This is a genomic window from Collimonas sp. (assembly GCF_035566375.1).
Taxonomy (GTDB): Bacteria; Pseudomonadota; Gammaproteobacteria; order Burkholderiales; family Burkholderiaceae_D; genus Collimonas.
On the sequence record NZ_DATMRK010000020.1, the window covers coordinates 1 to 20191 of the forward strand.

Below are 20191 nucleotides of genomic sequence, written 5' to 3' on the forward strand. Positions count from 1 at the left end.
TCATCAAACACCCCTTCATGACTCTGACGCGAACAGGGACGTTGGGCATGAACCCGGCCTGTTTCAAGCCGCTGCCATGCAAGCGTATCCAAAGCGTTTCGGGATTGTCGTCCTGATAGAAGGACACGGTGAGCCGTTGTGCTGCATTTACTACCGGCGTGTTGCTGTCTCGCGTATCATTGCGCTTAGCCATATTTAACTCCTGTTTAGTTACTTGTGGTTAGCGGGTTGGGGATGCTCTAACATCCCCAACCCGCGTCTTCTTCAAAACCTGTCAAAACAGCGCAGGCACTTAAAGCACTTCGCCTTTTTAAAAAGGTCTGACCAAATTACCATGTAAGAAACTGCAAAGACAGATTAAAAGATGCTTGCTGAAGGTTTTAAGTCAAAGCCCAATATACAGAGATAGAAGCCCATGCTCTTCCGCGCGCTCATTGCCTTCGTTGCTCTGCCAGGCGTGGTTGCAATCCTGGTTCCGGTGGTTTGGCTCTGGCTCACTTCACACTCCGATCTGGTTCACCCTTTGGGTCTCGTGCCGGTTGCCGTTGGCTTCGCAGCCCTGCTGTGGTGCGTGTGTGAGTTCTACTTATCTGGAAAAGGAACGCTTGCTCCTTGGGCGCCGCCAATCCGTTTGGTTGAAACGGGGCTCTACCGTTATTCGCGCAATCCCATGTATGTCGCAGTCACGTTGACATTGCTCGGTTGGGCAGCCGCGTTCGGCTCCTGGAGTCTGCTCATTTATGCTCTCGTCGTAGCAGTGGCGTTTCATCTACGTGTCGTACTCGGCGAAGAACCTTGGTTGTCGCGCACCCACGGTAGTCAGTGGGAGCAGTACAAGAGCCGGGTTCCTCGTTGGCTGTGATTAGTGAAGTCCCATATTCCTGGATGCCATTCCCGCGATTTTGGTGACCAGCGAGCGCGGCAGGAATCTGGGTAGCAATGTGCCCACTCGCACGCTCAGACGGGTAGGGTAGGCGACGCTTTTTCCTTGATCGAATGCTGCGAGCGACTTTTGCACCACGGACTCTGAACTGTCCATGTCTTTCGCCGATAGCTTGGTGGTGGTTCCGGCGAAGAAACTGGTGGCTGTCGGGCCCGGGCACACGGCCATCACATGCACGCCGTCGCCGGCTAGTTCGTAATTCAACGCTTCGCTGAAATGGAGCACGAAAGCCTTGGTCGCGGCGTAGGTAGCCATCGCCGGAAGCGGCTGAAAACTGGCGTTGGAGGCAAGATTGATGATGCCTCCCTTGCCACGGTTTTTCATGCCTTTGCCTAACAGATAGCTGAGGGAGACCAGCGTCTGTACGTTCACCTGGATGCTGCCTTGTTCCTGTTTCAGTTCGTGCGACAGAAAATTGCCGCTCAATCCTAAGCCGGCATTATTCACCAGCAGATCCACCTGGATGCCGCGCCGTTCAAGTTCGGCGGCAATCCAATTCGCGGACTCCGGATCAGCGAGGTCGGCATTGAGTGCGGTGCATTGAATGCCGTATTTGGCGGACAAGCGTTGTGCCAGGCTTTCCAAAGCGTCTAGCGAACGCGCAACCAGCACCAGGTTCATGCCGCGCGCGGCAAGATGCTCTGCGAAGACTTCGCCAATTCCTTTGGAAGCGCCGGTGACCAAGGCGGTCGATCCATGGTAGTTAAACATTTTCATTTCACTGTACCCCGCGCATACAACCAATACCCGCGAATGCTAAATGGAGGACGCTTTCCCTCTGTCAATCCAGCGACATTGCAAAAGAAGTTGCGAGTGGCTTCCAGATTGGTGGTGACGATGGTTGCGTGGTCAAGTTTCATGGGCGGCTGCTTTCGTTGAAATTAAGCTGATGGGCAGATTATCTGCGTAGTGTGTTCACTTGATAATTGGCATAGCATTTGAATTATTTTCAAATTATTTTGAATAATCTATGGACAACTTGGGGGACATCCGCCTTTTCGTGGAGGCTGCGAACCTGGGGGGATTGTCGGCTGCGGGACGCAAACTCGGCCTTACGCCTGCCGCTGCAAGCGCGCGACTAACCAAACTCGAAGAGACTCTGAGGACGCGCCTGTTTGAACGCACCACGCGGCAGTTGCGCCTTACCGACGAAGGCCGTCTTTATTTGGAGCATTGTCGTGTGGCGTTGCAAGCGCTCGATGATGCGCATGCGGCGCTGCAAACTGGCCGCAACATCGTGCGTGGCAAGGTGCGGATTTCAGCCACATCGGATTTTGGCCGCAATCTGCTGATTGAATGGCTCGATGAATTCAGTGCGCAATACCCGGAAGTAAGTTTCGCGTTGATCTTGTCGGATGGGCTCTCGAATATGCTGCAGGAAGACGTGGATTTGGCAATTCGCTTCGGCGTGCTTCCAGACAGCTCCCTCATCGCGCGGCGTCTTGCTTCGAATCGACGGATGCTCTGCGCATCGCCTGAATATGTCGCTCGGCACGGTATACCTAAAGAGCCACGCGACCTGGAGAATTTCCGTTGCATTGTTCACGGCACGGTGCCGGGAGCGATCAACGAATGGCGCTTCACGCGGGGTGAAGAAGTGCAGACCTATATCGTTCCGTCCGATACTGCACGCGAAACCAATGACGGTGCGGTCGCCCGTGAATGGGCGTTGCGGGGTTATGGCGTTGCAGTGAAATCGTTATGGGACATTGCTACGGACCTGCAGGCCGGGCGGCTGATGATCCTGATTCCAGAATGGCGTTGCCCGGAGGCGCCGCTGCACGCACTTTATCACCGCAACCGCTATCTGACGCCACGTTTGCGTGTACTGCTCGATTTCCTGGTCAGGCGTTTTGCACAGGCGGCGGATGAGCTGCAACCTCTCTTGAACTTGCCTTAGCGAACAAAGTTCGCGAAGTCCAGGAAAATACAAGTGCTGCAACGAAACTGCTTATCCCCGGGGCTTTTGATAAACCCTGATGTGGGACGTTAGCTGTACCCGGCATCCAAATAGCAGGCCAGGTACCTGATCGGCACGGTAGGGTTGCTCGTACTTCAAAAAAACCATAAGTCCATCTCACCTTGTCACGCGTGAATAAACGGGCGGACGTATATGCTTGCCCACCGTAATCTGATGAGTAATTGCATAATATTGCAATTCATGGTTATACCAACCCGTGGCATTGGCATTTGTACAGGAAGTGTCGGCATGGGCGGGAGCAGAGTCCGGGCCGCCACCACAGGCGACGATAATGAACGATAAGATTCCAGTTAAGACAATATTTTTTACCGTGGTTTTCATTTGGGAAGATCACCGCCAGCATCATGGGAATCACGACGATAGCGAGTGATTTTTGCTCCTTTTGTATTAATCAAACCAACCCAGCGTACGCTGGCAGAAAAATTCTCCGTTGCTGGAAAATCAAATTCGATTGCTGGAAAAGCCAGTCAACGTGGCTTGAATTGCATACTCCGTCAGTTCAATTCGTCTTCTGGCTTCCGCCCGCTTATGGGAGGGAATATTGGCAAGGTCAGGGCGAGGAATTTCGTCGCAGCAGAGCTGGTAGTCTCCGTCAGGACGTCCAGTCGCACCGATTTCCTGCCAAAAATCGTCATAATTGGCGAGCACCTTGCCGGTACGCACTTGATGGCACAGGACTCGATTTTGATTCCCGACCAGGATCATTTTTTTACATCCATAGGCGTGCCCGATCTCCCTTGCCAGGCGTACCATCAAGCTTTTCGGCCGTAAGCCGAACATGTCGCGGGTGGCGCGACGCACCTGCGCTTGTGCATCGTTGCCGCGCGGTCCTTGCAGGCAGCCGATCCCGATGCACGGCATCAAGTTCTCATGGTGAAAAGTAAAAGCGATCGAGAACAGCTGCTGTCGATCGCAGCAGAGCATCAGGGCCAGCTCGCCTTCGCGGTCAAGCGTGGCAACTGACGCTAGCCGAATCTCATAGACAGTCCCGGATTTCCCAGTGAAGCTACCGAGCGACACCGGCGATGTGCTTGCGCGCAAGACCAGCGGAGCAAGACCTTGCTGGCAAATGAAATCGTAATGATTCATAAGCAGATTCAGGCGCGCTCGGCGATGCTGCAGGCGTAGCGACTGGTAGGGGCGGTATATTTTCTGCAATAGCCGGGGAGTGGCTTTAGCCAGCTGGACGCGTATTGGCGTTGCGTTCCAATAGACTAACCAGCTCTGGGTCACCTGATAGTGCAGCATGCCTCTGACAGTGAGTTTGATGCGCTTTGCCAATCGTGAGAGACCTGGGCGTGAATGCGCAAGGCAGGTATATAACGTGACGCACTTGCTGCCCGTAACGGCGGTTGCCGGCACCCGCTTCAAGATGCGAAGCGGGATATTGAAAAACAAAGATGAAATCAGGAAAAAAGTCGGGACTGCGCAGCCGAGCCATACGGACTCTATGTCCGCAAACAGTAAAGGGAACAGCGCTATCGAGGGCAGCGCGCGCCTGTAATCAGATTTGAAATGCATAGCCATATCCAGAGCAAAGAGATATTTATCGGACCTATCTGCTCTGTATGTGCAACGAGACGGAGAAAGTGACGCTCTGTTACAAATTATTTTTTCATTCTGCGATGACGGTCACGGCAGTTGCCGGCCGACAGGCAATATCCGGGGCGGTCAGAACTCGAAAGTGTTGGTCAGCAGCAGTGTGCGGGCTGGTTCGACGCCCACCGTTGAAGTGGCAAAGTCGCTGTAGAGGCGTCGATTGAAGAGGTTTTTGACGCCCAGCGTTGTCGACCAGTGTCTTGATTTGTAGTAGATGCTGGCATCGGTACGGGTTTGACCTGCTATGCGGCCGAGCACATCGGTGTCCGGCAACGCCGTATATCCGCTGCGCGCCGTGAATCCCAGACCTGCACCCCAGCCGCGCCAGGCTTCCGACTGCAAATCATAGGTGGTCCACAGGCTGGCGCGGTGTCGCGGAAACTGCGAGATTTGCGGATCCTGGCCTGGCGGTTTCGCGTATTGAAAGGCGATATAGCTGTAACTTGCCGTCAAATTCCAGCCTGGCATCAGCCGCCCCGCGAAGTTCAGTTCGAGGCCCCGGCTGAGGGTAGAAGGAAGCAATACGTAATCGACATAAGTAGTCGCTGTAATCGGACCATTTATCGCTTGCAGGACGTTTGCATGCGTCGCCCGGAAAACCGCAGCGGAGAATGTCGCGCGATTGTTTAACAGTTTGAGCTTGAAACCGATTTCAGCCGACTTGCCGGTGGTTGGAGGCGCGGTAATTACCCCCGGAGGACCACCGTTCAGGGTGGCGTCAAGAATTGTGCTGCCCGGCGTGAAGCTGCGGAAAGTATTTGCATACAGTGTTGCATTCTCACTAGGCCGATAGGCGACGCCAAGGTTATACACCGGGGTGTTCTTGGGAGGTGATGTGTCGTGTTCCGTGCCGTTACTGTCAGTATCGGAGGAAAAATTATTGCGCTCCTGCTCATAACCTGCATTGGCCAGTACATGCCAGCGGCCCCAGGTCATCTGGTCTTGCAAGAAAAAATTGGTGTAATAGAAGGTGTCGTCAGTGGTAATGAGGCTTTGGGGTCCGGCTACAGGCGGCAGACGCAAATCGGACGGAGGCCAGGGGACGATGACGCTGCCTGGCGAGCTCGCATCGCTATACGACCCTAGCCGTGTCTGGCCATAACTCATGCCGGCCAGCAGCGTATGTTGCAACGGCCCGGTTTGAAATGTAGCGCGCACGCTATTTTCTATGTTGCGGCTGTAGCTCGTGATACTGGACTGATCGAGAAAACAAACGCCGGCGGTTGAGCCAAAGTCGGATTGGACGCAATTGTCGTATCCCGCCGCGTTATAGCGCAGTTTGCTATATTGCCCCTTGCTGAGAAAAGCCAGGTTTGGCGATAGGCGTTGCTCAAGATCGTAAAAAAACTCCGTTTTTGCTGAAAAGCTGTGGTCGTCAGAGCGCCCCCAAGGTGACGTATGCTGATCTGGCCCAGGGCCCTGCGCAGTCAGTTCGGCACTTTGGTAACCGCCAAACGGGGAGTGGTTGAGCTGATGGCTGAAGCCCGTGACGATGGCAGTTCCCTCATGTTTATAAGCTATCGACGGCGCCAGGTAGAGTTCGCGTGCGCCGTCGTAGCCATCGAATGTACGCGCATCGTCTGTAGCGGAGACAACGGTACGATAGGTCCAGCTTCGATCTGCCGACAGGCTGCCAGCCAGATCGAGTGCTGCATGCCGGTGGCCGTCGTTACCTATCTCTAGGGTTGCTTCCCTGATCAAATTTGCCTGCGGCCGCTTGGTGAGGATGTTGACGGTGCCGCCCGGTTCCATCGGACCACCGGCAATGATGGAATCCGCGCCCCCAAGCACTTCCACGCGCTCAACCGCGGCCATGGGAATATCTAACGAGGTGATTGAGCGTGATCCTGCTGCCCGGCCATTTGTCACATTGCTTAGTGAGACCAGGTCCGCCCAGCCGTTCTTCATGATCGGTGCAACAAAACCTCTGACGTAGATGGTGGCGGCCTGGTCAACGCCACTACCGCGCGCATACGTGACTGCACTCACATTGCGCAAGGCATCTACAACTGATTGTGCCTGTTGGCTCTCCATCAGATCCGTTGTCACCCCTTGAATTGATTGGGGGATGTCGGACAGCGGCGTATCAGTTCGCGTGGCAGATCGCGTGTTGCGCATGACGAATCCGGTGTCATGGTAGCCGTAGTCGATGTCGGCGTAGTTAGTAACGACGACCGATGGCAGTACCGACGGTGCAGGTTCGGAGGCGGCACTGACACTTGATGCCGGCACAATTTCCGGCGCAGTTGGCAACGCTGTTTTGACAGTAACGCGATGCACGCCAAATGATCCGTCGGGATTGGAGATAGCTTCCAGCCCGGTTCCCCGCATTGCCTCTCGCAGCGCGTCCTGCACAGTGAAGCTGCCGTTGACTCCGGCAGATTGCAACGATCCTGCCAAGGTCGGATCAAACAGGATGATACCTCTGACGGACCTGGCAATCGCGACCAGTACCTGCTCCAACTGGCCTGCAGGGATATTGAAGCTGACTTTGACAGGCAGGGTCGATGCAGCGGATGCGTGATCCGCCCAAACCGGCGTAGCGGCAACTACCAGCACAGATACAGTAAGGGGAGACATCATGACTCTGGTTGCACAACGATATCGCATGGTGGTTTGGGAGGAGAAGTGCCTTAGTCAATCTGCTGACTGCTGTGATCAACGAGATTTAAAATTCGAGATTTAAAATTGATGAACCAGCGTCGTGTCAGGTGACTATGCCAGCGCAGAAATCGTGACCCAGTATGGCGTAAAACGCGCAACCGCAACAGGCAGAGTGGCCGCCAATGCATTGAGCGCATGATCGGTATCATCCAGTGGAAAAGCGCCGCTAACTCTGAGTTGCGCCACCGCAGGTTCCACTCGGATCACGCCGCGGCGATAAGGGCGCAGGGCGCTAATCACATCGATCAATGGTGCATTAAATGCCGTGTAGTAGCCGTCCACCCATGAATTCTCATTGCCGCGATTGCTCTGAATCGAGGCAATTGTCCCCTGACTGAACCAGGTATGTTGACCTGGTTGCAACTGCCCGCTCTGGCCATTCAGCGTCGCCAGGTTGGTCAGCGAATGCAGGGATACAACTTCTGTGCGCTCTGCCAAAGAACGGACCAATAGTGTGCCGCTCAGAGTACTGGCACTACCATGCGCTGTTTCTATCACGAACGGATGTTGAGCTTGCGTGGCGACCTGGAGCTGCAATTCGCCCTCCGTCAGCCTAAGCAAGCGACGACTCTGGTCTATCCACCTGTCGGCAGAACTGCGTGCGTTCAATGTCACGACACTGCCGTCCGCCAGTGTGAAGGCCTGACGTTCGCCAGTGCCGGTGCGCAGGTCAGCATTCATGCCCCGGATCGGCGCAACCTGATTGACAAGCGCGGCCGCGCCAACGCTCAAACCAGCCAGGGCAGCGATCCGCTGCAGCGCCTTGCGGCGACTTTTCCGTTGCTGCAAAGTGATACGCAGTCCTTCGGTGGTCGCCCCCAATTGACGTGGCACATCGAACTGGCGCACCGACTTAGTCAAATTGGCGTAAGCCATTTCGTGGCGCGCATCTGCAGCACGCCAATGCTCAAAGGCTGCGCGATCGGCGTTGGTTAACTCCGGGAGTTCCAAGCGGAGCATCCATTCAATCGCTTGTTCGACGATTTTTTCTTCACTCATGGTCGAGGCTCAGGCAAGAGGCGCAAAAGAGCAGGCCTTGTAGCATTGCAGGAGTCCCTTCGCCACGCATCTTCTGGCGACACTCGCCGATATGCCCAACTGCAGCGCAATTTCCGGATAGGTCAAGCCATCGAGCTTGTACAGCAAAAACGCGGCGCATTCCCGAGCAGACAGCCCGGCCAACGCGCGGTCCATGGCGCGCAAAGCCTCGATCAACAGCATTTGATCCTCCGGCGAACTTGCAAATTGCTCGCCGCGACTGTGCTCGAGAGCTTGCAGGCAGGCCTGTTCAAGGTCACGCCGCCGCCAGATTTCATAGACAATGCGCTGTGAGATCGTTGTCAACAGCGCTTTAGGCTCACGAATATGTTGCGCAAGCGGAGCCGCCAGCAATTGTGCGAAGGTTTCGGCGGCGACATCATCGGCAGCAAATGCATCGCCGACACTACGGCGCAGACGAGTTCGCAACCAACTGTGATGCTGAACAAAGATGGCCTCGATATTATTAGCGTCAATTGATGAAACGGTCACAATGTCATTCCTGTCATATTTGAACTAGCAGCCGCAATAATGTGAATAGAAAAAAACCTTTAAGAACAGTGACTACACTGAGTAGTCAGCGCCAATGCCGATCCAAGAGTATCTAAAGTTTCACGCGACTGCACAAGCCATGTTGAGGCGATTGGCCAGGCGAATTTTGCTGTGGGGTTGATTAATGGCCAACTATCGTGATTTTGGGAAAACGACATTGTAAACGCGCCGTATTTTACCTTTATCTTATCGCCACGCCTTCCATTTGCTGGCACTGGGAAAATTATGTGTTTGTTCGTTACTCTATTCGGCGGAGGTTAAGGCAAAGGATAGGTAAAGCACCGTATCCCCCGACAGCGGGCGGGAGTAGTTAACAAGTAAAGTGGGGCTGCTCAAAGCGTCCGCCGTCCTCACTATTGTTCATACAACTCCAGCGGCAAGCCATCGGGATCGGCGAAGAAGGTGAAGCGCTTGCCGGTGAATTCATCGATGCGGATGGCTTCCACTGCGACGCCCTGTTGCTGCAATTCTTGCGCCGCAGCGGCGACGTCGGGCACCCGGAACGCCAGGTGACGCAAGCCGCAGGCTTCCGGCCGGCTTGGGCGCGGCGGCGGCGCGGGGAAGGAAAACAGCTCTATCTGTACGCCGTCTTGGGTGCGCAGGTCGAGCTTGTAGGAATCGCGCTGTTCTCTATAGGTTTCGGCAACGATAGCCAGGCCCAGCAGCTCGCTGTAAAAACGCTTGGAGCGCAGGTAATCGGAGGCAATGATGGCGACGTGGTGGATGCCGGAAATTTGCATGTGCGGTCGAAGGAAATAGTATCGGTAGGATGAATGTCAGCCGCCAGCTAGCGGCTCTCCAGCCATGACTATACCTGACCTATTCCGCTGAAACCCAGCAGCGCGCCGGCGGCCAGCACCCACAGCGGATGTACCTTGCTCTTGTAGGTGATCAGGGCGCAAGCCGCGGCGATTGCCGCTAGACCCCAGGTGTGTGCGGAGGCTTGTGTGATGAGGGCGGCGCTGGCTGCCACCAGGCCTACCGTCATCGGCACCAGCCCGGCTTGTACCGTGGCGCGCCAGGGCTTGTCCTTGAACCGTTGCCACAGATGCAGAACCACGCCGGTGAGTATCGATGAGGGGCCGAATTTCGCCAGGCTGGTGACCAGCACGCCGGGCCAGCCGGCGACATGCCAGCCGACCAGCGTCACCACCATCATGTTGGGCCCCGGTGCGGCTTGCGCCAGGGCGAACATGGCGCTGAAATCCTGGGGCGACATCCAGTGATGAATCTCGACTACCTGGCGTTGCATTTCCGGTAGGATGGTATTGCCGCCGCCAAAAGCCAGTAGTGACAATTGACTGAAAATCGTGGCAAGCGCGAGCAGGGTATCGGTCATGACGGCAGCTTCCAGATAGCGATTACGCTGAGCGGCGCCAGCACCAGCATGGTCGGCAGCAAGGGCAGGCGCAGCAAGGCAATCGAGATAAAGAACAGGGACGCGATCAGCAGCGGCAGCGGCTTCTTCAAGATCGGCATCAGCATTTTCAGCGCCATCGAGATCAACAGGCCGGAAGCAGCCGCGGCGAGGCCGGCAAACATATGCTGCACCGACGGATTGTCCTGGAAGCGCTGGTAGACCACGCCGAGCGCGATCACGATCGCCGATGGCGCTGCGATCAAACCCAGCAGCGACGCCAGCGCGCCGCTGACGCCGCGAAAGTGCAAGCCTATCGCCACCGACAGATTGATGATGTTGCCGCCGGGGAGAAATTGGCACAAGCCAAGCATGTCGGTAAATTCCGCCGCTGTCAGCCAGCGGCGCTGTTCGACGATGATGCGGCGCGCCAGCGGCAGCACGCCGCCGAAGCCTATTAATCCCAGCATCAGGAAACCGAGGAATAATTCCCGGCTGGAGGGCGCGGGAGTCTGGCGCACTGTGTTTTGGTCGGTGATGATGGTTTCTGTAGTCATTGCAGAATTAAAATTTAGACGTTAGCGACGATGAAAAGCCGTTTGAACGGCAATAGTGTGACGCCATTCTCGCGTTGCGGATATGCCGTGCGCATTGCTGCCGCATAGGCGGCGCGGAAAGCCGGGCGCTGATCCTCCGGCAAGGCATCCAGGTAGGGCCGCAAACTGGTGCCCGCGGCCCATTCCGCAACGGCGTCCGCGCCGCGCAAGGTATGCAGATAAGTGGTTTCCCAGATATCCAGCTTGGTGCAGTGGGAACGCAGCAGGTCGTAGTAGTTTTCCGCAGTCAGAATCGAAGGGTGTTGCGGCACTTTCTGCAGATGCGGGGCAAACGCCGGCGACCTGGCTAGCTCTGCCTGCATCTGGCGCAAGGGGGCGTTGTGCATGGCCGGCATCTGCACCGCCAGCCAGGCGCCACGGCGCAGGAACGATAGCAGCCTGGGGAGCAGGGCGGGGTGATCGGGCAGCCATTGCAGCGTCGCATTGGAGTAAATTACATCCAGCAAGCCATCTGGCTGCCAGTGCGCCAGGTCGGCGTGTTCGAAGCGGCATTCCGGCACCGCTGCCGCGGCGGCCGCCAGCATGTTTTCCGAGCTGTCGACCCCGAGTACGTCGGCGGCTGGCCAGCGCGCCTTCAACAAGGCCGACACGTTGCCGGTGCCGCAACCGAGATCGACTACCCGTTGCGGCTCCTGCTCTGGAACATAAGCCAGCAGATCGAGGGCGGGGCGCAGGCGCTCATTGCCGAAGTGCATGTACTGCTTAGCGTCCCAAAAATCTGCTGTCGTATTAGTTGTACTTGCATTCATGTCATCTCCTAGGATTTATCACAAGGTAAAGCGTCTGGGAAGTTCTTGGCGGGTCCCGATGAAATCCGTCGTTGCATCAGGAGTGCCGGTGAATATTGCCTCAATAAGCGCATGGTACAGAAATCGGGGCGCCTTACAAATCGACTTTTTTAACGGTTTGTTGTGACATATAATCACAAGCATGTCTCGACAACTCCCTCCCTTGCAAGCGCTGCGCGCATTCGAAGTCGCGGCGCGCTTTGAAAATTTCTCGGCCGCCGCCGAAGAGCTGCATGTGACGCACGGCGCTGTCAGCCGCCAGGTGGCGGCGCTGGAAGCCTGGCTTGGCATGCAAGTGTTTCATCGCATCGGCAAACGGGTGCAATTGACCGATGACGGCCGCCGCTACCTGCTCACCGTGCAGGCGGCTTTCGACAATATCGCCACCGCTACCAAACTGCTGCGTGAGTCCGGCACGGTACGGGTGCTGCACATCAACGCCTTGTCGACTTTTGCGATGCGTTGGCTGTTGCCGCGCCTGAGCGGCTTTCAGCGACTGTATCCGGGGGTGGAGCTGAAGCTGTCGACCTCTACCTCACTGCAGCCCTTGGGCGAAGCGGGCGAGCTGTTCGATGTCGCGATCCGGCGCGGCCCGGGCCATTGGCCGAATTGCGTGAGCGGCGAGTTCCTGGAGGAGAGTGAGTTGCCGGTGTGCAGCCCGGCGCTGCTGGCGCGTGCACCGATCCGGGTGGCCGGCGATCTGGCGGCCCACACCTTGTTGCATTCGGATACGCGTCCGGAGGCCTGGCCGAAATGGCTGGCGACAGCCGGCGTGGCGCCAGCCTTGTGCAAGAAAAAACAATCGTTCGATCATTTTTATCTGGCGCTGCAGGCGGCGGTCGACGGTCTCGGCGTGGTGCTCGGGCCGTTGCCGTTGATTACCGACGAGCTGGCCAGCGGCCGCCTGGTGATGCCTTTGGCCGAGCCGGTGATCCGCGCCAGAAGTTATTGGTGGATAGTGGCGAGGCATCAGGCCGATGTGCCATTGATCCGGCACTTTTGCGACTGGCTGCAAGAGGAGGCACTGCGGGAGGCACAACGCCAGACGCCGCGCTGACCTGGTTCGCTAAATAGTGATGCATAATGGCAACGGCTGTTTTGAACTCAGATCACAAAAAAACATGAGGAGACAAAAGTCATGCGCCTTATCCGCATCTGCAGTTGTTCCAGATTTCTTGCCGTCACATTACTTGGCCTGGCCGGCTTGACGCTTAGCGCCTGCGGCGGCGGTGGCGATAATTTAGCCCCGCAATCGAAAGCGTTTACGGCCGACGGCGGCGTATCGTCGTTTTACCGATGGGACGGCGCTGTCCCAACCACCCCCGGCGTTCTGCTGCAGCAGGAAGCGTTGGCGGCCGCTCAGGTGTTGCCGAATGCTGCGCAAGGCATCCGCATCCTGTATAGCTCGACCGATGGCGACGATGGCAAAACCGCGATCTACGTTTCCGGCGATTTGCAACTGCCCAAGGGCGCGCCGCCGGCCGGTGGCTGGCCGTTGATCGCCTGGGCTCACGGTACTGTCGGTGTGGCTGACGTTTGCGCGCCCTCATGGACCTTGCGTGACGCCCGCGATATAGCGTATCTGGACGCCTGGCTAGCCCAAGGTTATGCGGTGGTGTCTACCGATTACCAGGGCTTAGGCACGCCCGGCTTGCATCCGTATTTGCACGCACGGCCCGAAGCCTACAGCGTTCTGGATAGTATTCGGGCGGTCACCAAAGCGTTTCCGCAACTCTCCAGTTCGGTGGTGATCGTCGGCCAGTCACAGGGGGCGCAGGGAGCGATTGCGACTGCCGCCTATGCGCCCAGCTACGCTCCTGACATCAAGCTGCTGGGAACGGTGGCAACCGGCGTTCCGTATCAGTTGCAAAGCGTGCTGGCGTATCTGAACGCGCTGACGGCGCAGGTGCCAACCAGTGGTTTCACTTCGGTACTGTCGACGCTGGAAGCCTATGCCTGGCTGGGTTACGCCACTGCAGAAAGAGTCGTGCCGAATTTCCTGCTGTCGGATCATCTGACTGCCAAGGGCAAGGCGTTTTACTCGGTGGCGGCGACGCAATGCCTGGGGCCGATTGAAGATTACATCACGCAGAACAAGCTGGTCACTGCCGATGTGTTTAACGGCGACGTCACCGCCTGGGCCACCCAAACTCTGCAATCCGCCAATTATCCGACAGTCAAGTTCGCCGCGCCGATATTTGTCGGCACCGGAACCTTGGATACGGATATTCCAACCGTGGTCCAGTATCAGTTTGCCAAAGACGCTTGCAGCGCCGGCAGCACCGTTGAGCAGCATTATTATGTCGGCCAGCATCACGATGGCGCGGAGCTGGCGTCGCTGGTGGATTCAAAGCCGTTCGTACAGAAACTGTTTGGCGGCCAGCCGATTACCTCGAATTGCGCGGCGTTGACGCCACCGCCTTAGAGTTGTCCGGCGTTGACCTGCTCAGGGCGGCGGCTTGGCCACCAGATCCATGCGGCGTTGAATCCGCGTCTGCGCCTCGCGGTCGGCGGCTGCCCGGGCGCGCTGCAATTGCACTCCTAGCCAGGCCAGCAGTGGACGGCGCCAGCCTTGCGCTGAGGCGGTCTCGGTAGCGTTAGTGATATCCGCCGGCGTTAAGCGGCCGCTTTGCAATAGCGCGGCGGCGGCCACCAGCCGCGCCAGTGGATCGTCGATCTCGCCTATGCGGCCGCTGCTGACCACGGCCCTATGTTGGGCCGGCAGCAAGCCGGCGTCCAGTCCCTGCCATTGACCGTTTATATAAGCTGAATAACTGCGTTCGCTGGCGTCGGCGTCCGGCGCCAGCGGCTGAAATCCGGCGCAGTTGTCAAACTCCAGGCTGGCGGCACGGGCGGCGCAGCGCATCAGTTCGACACGCGCTACCAGATCGGCACGGCCGGTGCTGGCGACGGCATCGCGCGCGCGTGTAAACTCCAGATCGGCAACACGGCTGTCGCCGCTCAGGTAGGCCGAGGAAAAACTTTGCAGTGAACTAAAGGCGTTGCCCTGCCAGTCAGGCGCCGGCGGTTTGCTGCTGCAAGCCGCCAGCAGTACGGCTACAGACAGGGATAGTGATAGTGAGCCGGGCAGACAGGCGATTTTCATGGCAGTTTTAGCTCCGTATTGCGGGCGAAAGGCCATTTTCGGTTGATCTCATCGACCAGTTGGGTCACTTTACGCAAACTGACCTCCACTTCTGCGCGCAATGTGCCCAGATCGTTGCTGGCGACGCGGACATTGCTGCCAACCGCTTGCGCCTCGGCCAGCACCGCATCGACTTTGGTCAGGCTGGTGCGGGCGTCGGCCAATACTGCGTTGAGCTGGACGATGGCGGCTTGTGCATCGTCCATCACGCCGCGTTGGCCGGGCTGGCCGAATACGCGCTGGTCCGTCTTGGCCAGCAGCGCATTGACGCGGTCTAGCGTGGCGAGGAGTTTCCTGGCGTTTTCGTCGCTACCCAAGGCGCCGCCCAGAACCCCGTATGGTCCGGTCAGGCGGCCGGTCATGGCCTGCACATTCGCCAGGCTGGTGTTGAGGCTGGAATCGGCGGCGGTGATGGTTTGCAGGTTTTCCAGCAATTCCCGGGCGGTTGCTACCAGGCGCGGAATTTCCGCTGCGGTGTCGCCACGCAGCACGGTGCGTACCGAGTCGGGCGGCAGCAGCGGATCGTCGAGGACGCCGCTAAAGGCGCGGATGCGGGTGTCGCCGACCAGGCCGCGTTCCAGTGTGAATATGCTGCTGGTGCGCAGCCAGTTGGCGTCTTTGCTGGGGACGTCAATCAAGATGCGGGCCTTGCCGTCCGGACCCAGATCTATGCGTTGCACGCGGCCGATGGGAAAGCCGGAGAAAGTCAGGTCCATGCCCACCAGCACGCCCTCGGAATCGTCCGCCACCAGCACCAGGCGCTGCGTGCTTTCGAACACGCCGCGCGCATACATCACATACAGCACAAAACCGCATACCAGCGCAGCCATCAGGATCAGCAGCAAGAGCGCCTTGAATTCAACGTTGGCTGGCGGCTGGGGAGGTGCGGGAGGTACGGGAGAGTCGGGGGCTGATGCCATAATCGTGTTTTCTTATCGTCCGGGTTAAATATATTTCACTGCCAGCGCCCCGACCTCGATCAGGACCAGTACAAACAGCAGGCGGGTAGCGCCCGGTTGCAGCGTTGACGAGAGTGTGACATTGCACCGTGCGTTTTCAAGAATCGCCGCCGTCGGGACGACCGCCACCGCCAATCCGAATAACAGGGTTTTGAGGGCGAATCCGAGCGTCACCGCCGGCTCAAACACCCGCCCCACGGTGCGCGTGTAGTCAAGCAAGCCCCAAGGGGTTATGCCGTAGACATTGATATAAGCCAGCAGCAAGACGATCAAGCCGCTGACCGTCGCCAGGCTCATCACCGAAAAAGCGCTGGCGATCACGCGTGGCACCAGATCCTGTTGCAATTGCATTATGTCCGGCACTGCTGCGGTTTGGGCGGTGGCGGGGAGCTGCGCGCTGTTAAATGCCAGGCCGGCGCGCAGCGCGACAAACAGGGCTGCCGACAATGGGATCAACTCCAGTACCAGCACCCGCACCATCATTTCCAGTGCGTAGCGCGACAGGCCGTAGCTCAGCGCGGTGACAATCACGATGCGGATCAGCACCAGGCTGAGCAAGGCCGCCAGCAGGGTGAACCAGGGCAGGATTTGCCAGGTGCCGGTATAGATATAGCGGTAGGTCGCGTTGCGGTTAGCCTGGCGATAGGTAGACCGAGAAAATCCCATCACCAGCGCAATGCCGACCAGATGCAGCATATGCCACCAGCTGCTCAGGGTGCGCATGAAAGTCACGGCCCATTGTTCTGGTTTCAAGTAGCGGGAGTGGGGTGAGGTTGGATGCATGGTTCAATGATAACGCAGCAGCAACTGTCAAAGTGTTTCTTTGAATGGCTGCGAATTTAATTGCTGTATAACATCATTTTCAGTATGATCCGATTGCATAAAATCAACTACAAGACAACGCAACGGGTTTTCTCAGGGGGAAAGCAGATGATAAAAAGAACTTCGAGAACTTCGGCATTGCTTGCCGTAATGGCATGTTTCGCGCTCAGTTCATGCGCACCTATGGTGGCGGTTGCACCAGCCAAAATCGATCTGCCTGCTCAAGGCCAGGCTGCTCGGCAAATTCGTGTCTTGAAGGCCGCGCAAGTCACTCTCGACACCGGTTATCAGCGGGAGATAGCGCTTAACTCGATCTGGCGCTACGCCGGCAATGTGCCGCAAGGCCAGGTATTCCGCCCGTTCCAGACCATATTCACAATTGAAGGCAGGCAAGTGCATGAGGCTTATCTGGTGATCTCAGATGCGACGCTGGTGGGATTTTATTTGCCCGGTGAATCAAATTATTCCGCTTTATCTAACCATGTAGCTTTAACTATAGGAAATGTCTCAAATGATTAAGATGATTCGTCCATTGTTTGCGGTTGCCGTACTGGCGACCTTGGTAAGCGGCTGCGCCAGCGGCGTAAAGTACTCAGAAATGGCAAGTTCGATTCCCACTCTCAATGCGAATCAGGGACGCGTTTATTTCTTTCGTTCCTCGTCAATGTTTGGAGCCGCGATTCAACCGGAGATCCGTTTGAACGATAAGGTTGTAGGTAAGTCGCAGCCTGGTGGATTCTTCTACGTCGATCGCCCGGCCGGCCAATACAACGCAGTCTGCTCCACGGAAACCGATAAGACCTTGAGCTTTTCGCTGGACGCAGGCGAAACCAAATATGTACGGACCGCCGCATCGTTCGGACTGGCCGTAGGGCGTATCAATCCGACTTTGGAAACTCCTGAGTTGGCGAATAAGGAATTGCCTTCGCTTAGTTTTACCGGCGAGACAGCTGCAGCCAAGTAATTCTTTGTTTTGGCAGTCGCAGATAAAGCGGCCCTATATGGGCCGCTTTTTTTCTGGCGCTGCAGTTGCGTCTGCTAAGCGAGCAGAGAAGCATCAGTCCGATCGGCGCGAATAAGTAGGTGTAGACAGCGAAATGCACCGATCATCTGCAGCGCATCAAATCCATGCAGTCCTGAGGTCAGGCTGCTCCGCGGTAAGAATTCAGATCCGGTGTAAGCCGCTGCGGGCCTTGCGGTTGGGAGGGCAGTTTGGGCCTCTGCGACTCGGCGACGCTTTCTACGCCGTCGGCAGCAATCGCTTCGAGGAAGCCGAGGACGTTACGATAATAATCGACTCGCATTTCCGCTTCCAGCAATTGCCTCTCTGATTGATACAATGCCAGGCGCGTATCGCGCAGTTCATTTTCTGCCAGTTTTTCCGGCGTCAGGATATATTTCGTCGCCAATCGATTTAGCCATCCCATGTCGTCACCTCTTTTGTGTGGAGACGATTTGATCTTAAATCGTTCTCTACGAAAAGTGTGAATAATTGACATCAATTTACATCTTTTAACTTTGTTGTTGCGCAATTCCTACGCGAATATTTACGTAAAACAACAACGCATATTCGTTGGAAAATGCAAGGTGTGAAAAGCCGGCGGCGCTTAATGGACCAGCAGCGGCGAACGGTAAGATTTAATGCGATCAAGCTTGGCGGCATACAGATCGTGATCGTTGCGGCTGGTGCTGTTTTCCATGGCGATGCTCAAGTGTTTGACCGCCTGATCCATTTCACCCAGGCGCAGGCAGGCGATGCCCAGCCAATACTGGAATTCGTGATAGTAGGGATCGCGCGCCAATTCCCTGGTGAACTGCTGCTTTGCTGTCTTGAAATCTCCCGCGCGCATTGCCGCCATGCCTAGATTGAACGCCTGGAACGGCGCTTCAGGCTGCACTTGCGCCAGCTTGGCTGCCAGCGGTTTTGATTCGGAGAGTTTACCAAGGTCGTTGAGAACGCCGATCAGATTGAACATGACTACCGGGTTATCCGGTTCGCGTTCGAACACTTGCCGGAAGGTGCGCTCGGCTTCCTGCAAATTATCATGACGCCGGTAGATCACGCCCAAGGTATTGTAGGAAGCCAGGAATCTGGCGTCTTGCCGGATCGCTTCGCGCGCCCACCAGTAAGCGTCGTCCAGCTGGTGCGCAGCTAAAGCTTCGGCTGCCCGGTTATTCATATACATGGCGACGATGGTGCTCTCGTCGATCTCTTGCCGCCGCTGGCCGTCGGTATCTTCCGGCGGCAGGAAATCAATCGTCATCAGACGGTTTTGGTCGGATGAGGTGCGGATAGCGGTCGCTTTTCTGCCAAGGATCAGATTCACGTGTCCGCTGGCAAAATACAGGTCGTCATTGCGGCTCCAGGCGCGATCCATCAGTATGCTCTGGTAGTGCAGCGGCAGCCTTAGTTCCTTGGCGAAGGCGGCTGTCATGATCACCAGCGACAGGCAATTGCCGCTGCGGGCGGCGAAGGTCTGCGCCGCATTGCGGGTGCTTTCCGAGTTGTAGTCCAGCTTCAACTGGCCCTTGCTGTATAGCGCATCGAACAGCCCTTGCTGCATGCCGTTTGCGCGCATCTGACGGGCGGTCTTGCCGTTGCTCAGATATTCTTTCATTGCGGGGCTGACGGCAAATACGTCGTCGACGCTGATGCGCTGCGAGGGCGCGGAGAACAATTGATCGTTGAATAGATTATCGGCTCGCGGCGCCTGCGGCGCAGTCGCGCAGGCGGCGAGCATGATGCATAGAGGCAGGACTACCCAGCTTTTCATCTGAGGCCACCGTTTGGAAATTTCTGGTGGCTCCTAATATATACCTAAATGAATCAGGTTGGAGGGCGTCCCATGATGTAGTGTTCGAGCTGCTGAATGATGAACTGCTGCTCGGAAATAATATCCTTCACCAGATCGCCGATGGAGATGATGCCGATCAGCTTGCCATCGTCCATGATCGGCAAATGCCGCATGCGATTTTCAGTCATCAGCGCCATGCATTGTTCATTGGTGTCATCCAGACGCACATACATGACGGAGGAGGTCATGATGTCGCGCACGAAGGTGTCGGTTGACGAGCGCCCCTTGAGTATCATCTTCCTGGCATAGTCACGCTCGGTGACGATGCCGACGACTTTTTCCTGTTCCGTCACCAGCAGGGCGCCGACGCTTTTTTCCGCCATCATTTTTACCGCATCGAGCACTTTGGCCGCAGGAGAAATTGTATAGACGGCTTGGTTTTGCTTGGTCTTAAGAATCTGTGCGACGGTTTTCATCTGCTTTCCCTTCGGATAGGCCTGCAATTCGACTAATTATTTTCGACCCTGCTTAGTTGAGAAAGTAGCCTCTTCGTTTTCAAATTGCAAGGGACTTTAGTGAAGAGCTTCTGGCGCCGGGCTCAGCGTGGCTGGCAATTCTGACAGTAGCAAACGGATTGCCAACCATACTATCATTGCATTTTGGAAATAAAATCTTGTCCGTACCGGCATCCAACCGCAAGTGTGCGCTCGACTTAGTCGGAGAAACCCGAGACGGATGCCGAGGCTGTCGCATGGCACAGGAAACTCCCTATCAATGACGATATATTCCAGTGGTTGTTTTGCCGATGACTGATTCTGGTTTTGCCGCTGTACTGAAAAAAATACGGAAGTTAAATGTCGCAATGGTTTTGTCACGCGGATCGGATATCCGCTTGTCGCTGTTTCTTTTCGCAAGCCTATTAATCGCATGT

General features: G+C 56.5%; 23 protein-coding genes and 1 pseudogene. 6 read left to right on the forward strand and 18 right to left on the reverse strand.

Annotated elements, in window-relative coordinates:
- A partial coding sequence (locus VNZ60_RS05465) for a SymE family type I addiction module toxin (RefSeq protein WP_325657413.1) occupies positions 1-193 on the reverse strand: 193 nt, incomplete at its 3' end.
- Between the two features lie 222 nt (positions 194-415).
- Here VNZ60_RS05465 and VNZ60_RS05470 point away from each other — a divergent pair.
- Positions 416-862, forward strand: coding sequence for a methyltransferase family protein (locus VNZ60_RS05470; RefSeq protein WP_325657414.1), 447 nt, complete (start codon positions 416-418; stop codon positions 860-862).
- On the opposite strand, the gene VNZ60_RS05475 is transcribed toward VNZ60_RS05470, so the two are convergent.
- A complete protein-coding gene (locus VNZ60_RS05475) occupies positions 863-1654 on the reverse strand; it encodes an SDR family NAD(P)-dependent oxidoreductase (protein WP_325657415.1) in 792 nt (263 codons plus the stop codon).
- Between the two features lie 14 nt (positions 1655-1668).
- Positions 1669-1803, reverse strand: a pseudogene (locus tag VNZ60_RS05480) (VOC family protein); the annotation flags it as partial.
- Positions 1804-1913: 110 nt separating this feature from the next.
- Between VNZ60_RS05480 and VNZ60_RS05485 the strand changes: the two are divergent.
- Positions 1914-2843, forward strand: a complete 930-nt coding sequence (locus VNZ60_RS05485; protein ID WP_325657416.1) for a LysR family transcriptional regulator — start codon at positions 1914-1916, stop codon at positions 2841-2843.
- Between the two features lie 177 nt (positions 2844-3020).
- On the opposite strand, the gene VNZ60_RS05490 is transcribed toward VNZ60_RS05485, so the two are convergent.
- The 9 genes from VNZ60_RS05490 to tam form a co-directional block, all read right to left on the reverse strand.
- The gene (locus tag VNZ60_RS05490) at positions 3021-3245 is read right to left on the reverse strand and encodes a hypothetical protein (RefSeq protein WP_325657417.1); all 225 of its coding nucleotides are present in this window, start codon (positions 3243-3245) and stop codon (positions 3021-3023) included.
- Between the two features lie 120 nt (positions 3246-3365).
- Positions 3366-4445 (reverse strand): VirK/YbjX family protein, encoded by a 1080-nt coding sequence (locus VNZ60_RS05495; protein WP_325657418.1) that lies wholly within the window; start codon positions 4443-4445, stop codon positions 3366-3368.
- A gap of 150 nt (positions 4446-4595) precedes the next feature.
- The gene (locus VNZ60_RS05500) at positions 4596-7106 is read right to left on the reverse strand and encodes a TonB-dependent siderophore receptor (RefSeq protein ID WP_325657419.1); all 2511 of its coding nucleotides are present in this window, start codon (positions 7104-7106) and stop codon (positions 4596-4598) included.
- Positions 7107-7238: 132 nt separating this feature from the next.
- Positions 7239-8186, reverse strand: a complete 948-nt coding sequence (locus tag VNZ60_RS05505; protein ID WP_325657420.1) for a FecR domain-containing protein — start codon at positions 8184-8186, stop codon at positions 7239-7241.
- Positions 8187-8195: 9 nt separating this feature from the next.
- Positions 8196-8717 carry a sigma-70 family RNA polymerase sigma factor gene (locus VNZ60_RS05510; protein ID WP_325657421.1) on the reverse strand — a complete coding sequence of 174 codons (522 nt, stop codon included), beginning with the start codon at positions 8715-8717 and terminating at the stop codon, positions 8196-8198.
- 413 nt (positions 8718-9130) lie between these two features.
- Positions 9131-9517, reverse strand: a complete 387-nt coding sequence (gene gloA2 / locus VNZ60_RS05515) for an SMU1112c/YaeR family gloxylase I-like metalloprotein (protein ID WP_325657422.1) — start codon at positions 9515-9517, stop codon at positions 9131-9133.
- A gap of 68 nt (positions 9518-9585) precedes the next feature.
- The gene (locus tag VNZ60_RS05520; RefSeq protein WP_325657423.1) at positions 9586-10116 is read right to left on the reverse strand and encodes a chromate transporter; all 531 of its coding nucleotides are present in this window, start codon (positions 10114-10116) and stop codon (positions 9586-9588) included.
- Complete coding sequence (locus tag VNZ60_RS05525) at positions 10113-10691, reverse strand: chromate transporter (RefSeq protein ID WP_325657424.1); 579 nt, start codon at positions 10689-10691, stop codon at positions 10113-10115. Before VNZ60_RS05525 ends, VNZ60_RS05520 begins: the two co-directional genes overlap by 4 nt.
- Positions 10692-10705: 14 nt before the next feature.
- Complete coding sequence (gene tam, locus VNZ60_RS05530; RefSeq protein ID WP_325657425.1) at positions 10706-11500, reverse strand: trans-aconitate 2-methyltransferase; 795 nt, start codon at positions 11498-11500, stop codon at positions 10706-10708.
- Positions 11501-11681: 181 nt separating this feature from the next.
- On the opposite strand from tam, the gene VNZ60_RS05535 reads away from it, so the two are divergent.
- Positions 11682-12596, forward strand: a complete 915-nt coding sequence (locus VNZ60_RS05535) for a transcriptional regulator GcvA (RefSeq protein ID WP_325657426.1) — start codon at positions 11682-11684, stop codon at positions 12594-12596.
- A gap of 81 nt (positions 12597-12677) precedes the next feature.
- Complete coding sequence (locus VNZ60_RS05540) at positions 12678-13964, forward strand: lipase family protein (RefSeq protein ID WP_325657427.1); 1287 nt, start codon at positions 12678-12680, stop codon at positions 13962-13964.
- Positions 13965-13985: 21 nt separating this feature from the next.
- On the opposite strand, the gene VNZ60_RS05545 is transcribed toward VNZ60_RS05540, so the two are convergent.
- Genes VNZ60_RS05545 through VNZ60_RS05555 form a run of 3 tightly spaced genes read right to left on the reverse strand, consistent with a single transcriptional unit; the run spans position 13986 to position 16426 of the window.
- On the reverse strand, positions 13986-14645 hold the full coding sequence (locus VNZ60_RS05545; protein ID WP_325657428.1) for a hypothetical protein: 660 nt from the start codon (positions 14643-14645) through the stop codon (positions 13986-13988).
- Complete coding sequence (locus tag VNZ60_RS05550; protein WP_325657429.1) at positions 14642-15604, reverse strand: MlaD family protein; 963 nt, start codon at positions 15602-15604, stop codon at positions 14642-14644. The genes VNZ60_RS05545 and VNZ60_RS05550 overlap by 4 nt, the downstream gene beginning before the upstream one ends.
- Before the next feature lie 24 nt (positions 15605-15628).
- Positions 15629-16426: an MlaE family ABC transporter permease gene (locus tag VNZ60_RS05555; RefSeq protein ID WP_325657430.1), complete on the reverse strand. Its 798-nt coding sequence runs from the start codon at positions 16424-16426 to the stop codon at positions 15629-15631.
- Between the two features lie 147 nt (positions 16427-16573).
- Between VNZ60_RS05555 and VNZ60_RS05560 the strand changes: the two genes are divergently transcribed.
- Positions 16574-16984: a hypothetical protein gene (locus tag VNZ60_RS05560; RefSeq protein WP_325657431.1), complete on the forward strand. Its 411-nt coding sequence runs from the start codon at positions 16574-16576 to the stop codon at positions 16982-16984.
- Positions 16977-17429, forward strand: a complete 453-nt coding sequence (locus VNZ60_RS05565) for a DUF2846 domain-containing protein (RefSeq protein ID WP_325657432.1) — start codon at positions 16977-16979, stop codon at positions 17427-17429. The genes VNZ60_RS05560 and VNZ60_RS05565 overlap by 8 nt, the downstream gene beginning before the upstream one ends.
- 178 nt (positions 17430-17607) lie before the next feature.
- Here VNZ60_RS05565 and VNZ60_RS05570 read toward each other — a convergent pair whose 3' ends face one another.
- The 3 genes from VNZ60_RS05570 to VNZ60_RS05580 all read right to left on the reverse strand — a co-directional run bounded on the left by VNZ60_RS05570 (position 17608) and on the right by VNZ60_RS05580 (position 19736).
- The gene (locus VNZ60_RS05570; protein ID WP_325657433.1) at positions 17608-17892 is read right to left on the reverse strand and encodes a hypothetical protein; all 285 of its coding nucleotides are present in this window, start codon (positions 17890-17892) and stop codon (positions 17608-17610) included.
- Positions 17893-18072: 180 nt separating this feature from the next.
- Positions 18073-19239, reverse strand: a complete 1167-nt coding sequence (locus tag VNZ60_RS05575) for a tetratricopeptide repeat protein (RefSeq protein ID WP_325657434.1) — start codon at positions 19237-19239, stop codon at positions 18073-18075.
- Between the two features lie 53 nt (positions 19240-19292).
- Positions 19293-19736 carry a CBS domain-containing protein gene (locus VNZ60_RS05580; RefSeq protein WP_325657435.1) on the reverse strand — a complete coding sequence of 148 codons (444 nt, stop codon included), beginning with the start codon at positions 19734-19736 and terminating at the stop codon, positions 19293-19295.
- Between the last annotated feature and the right edge of the window lie 455 nt (positions 19737-20191).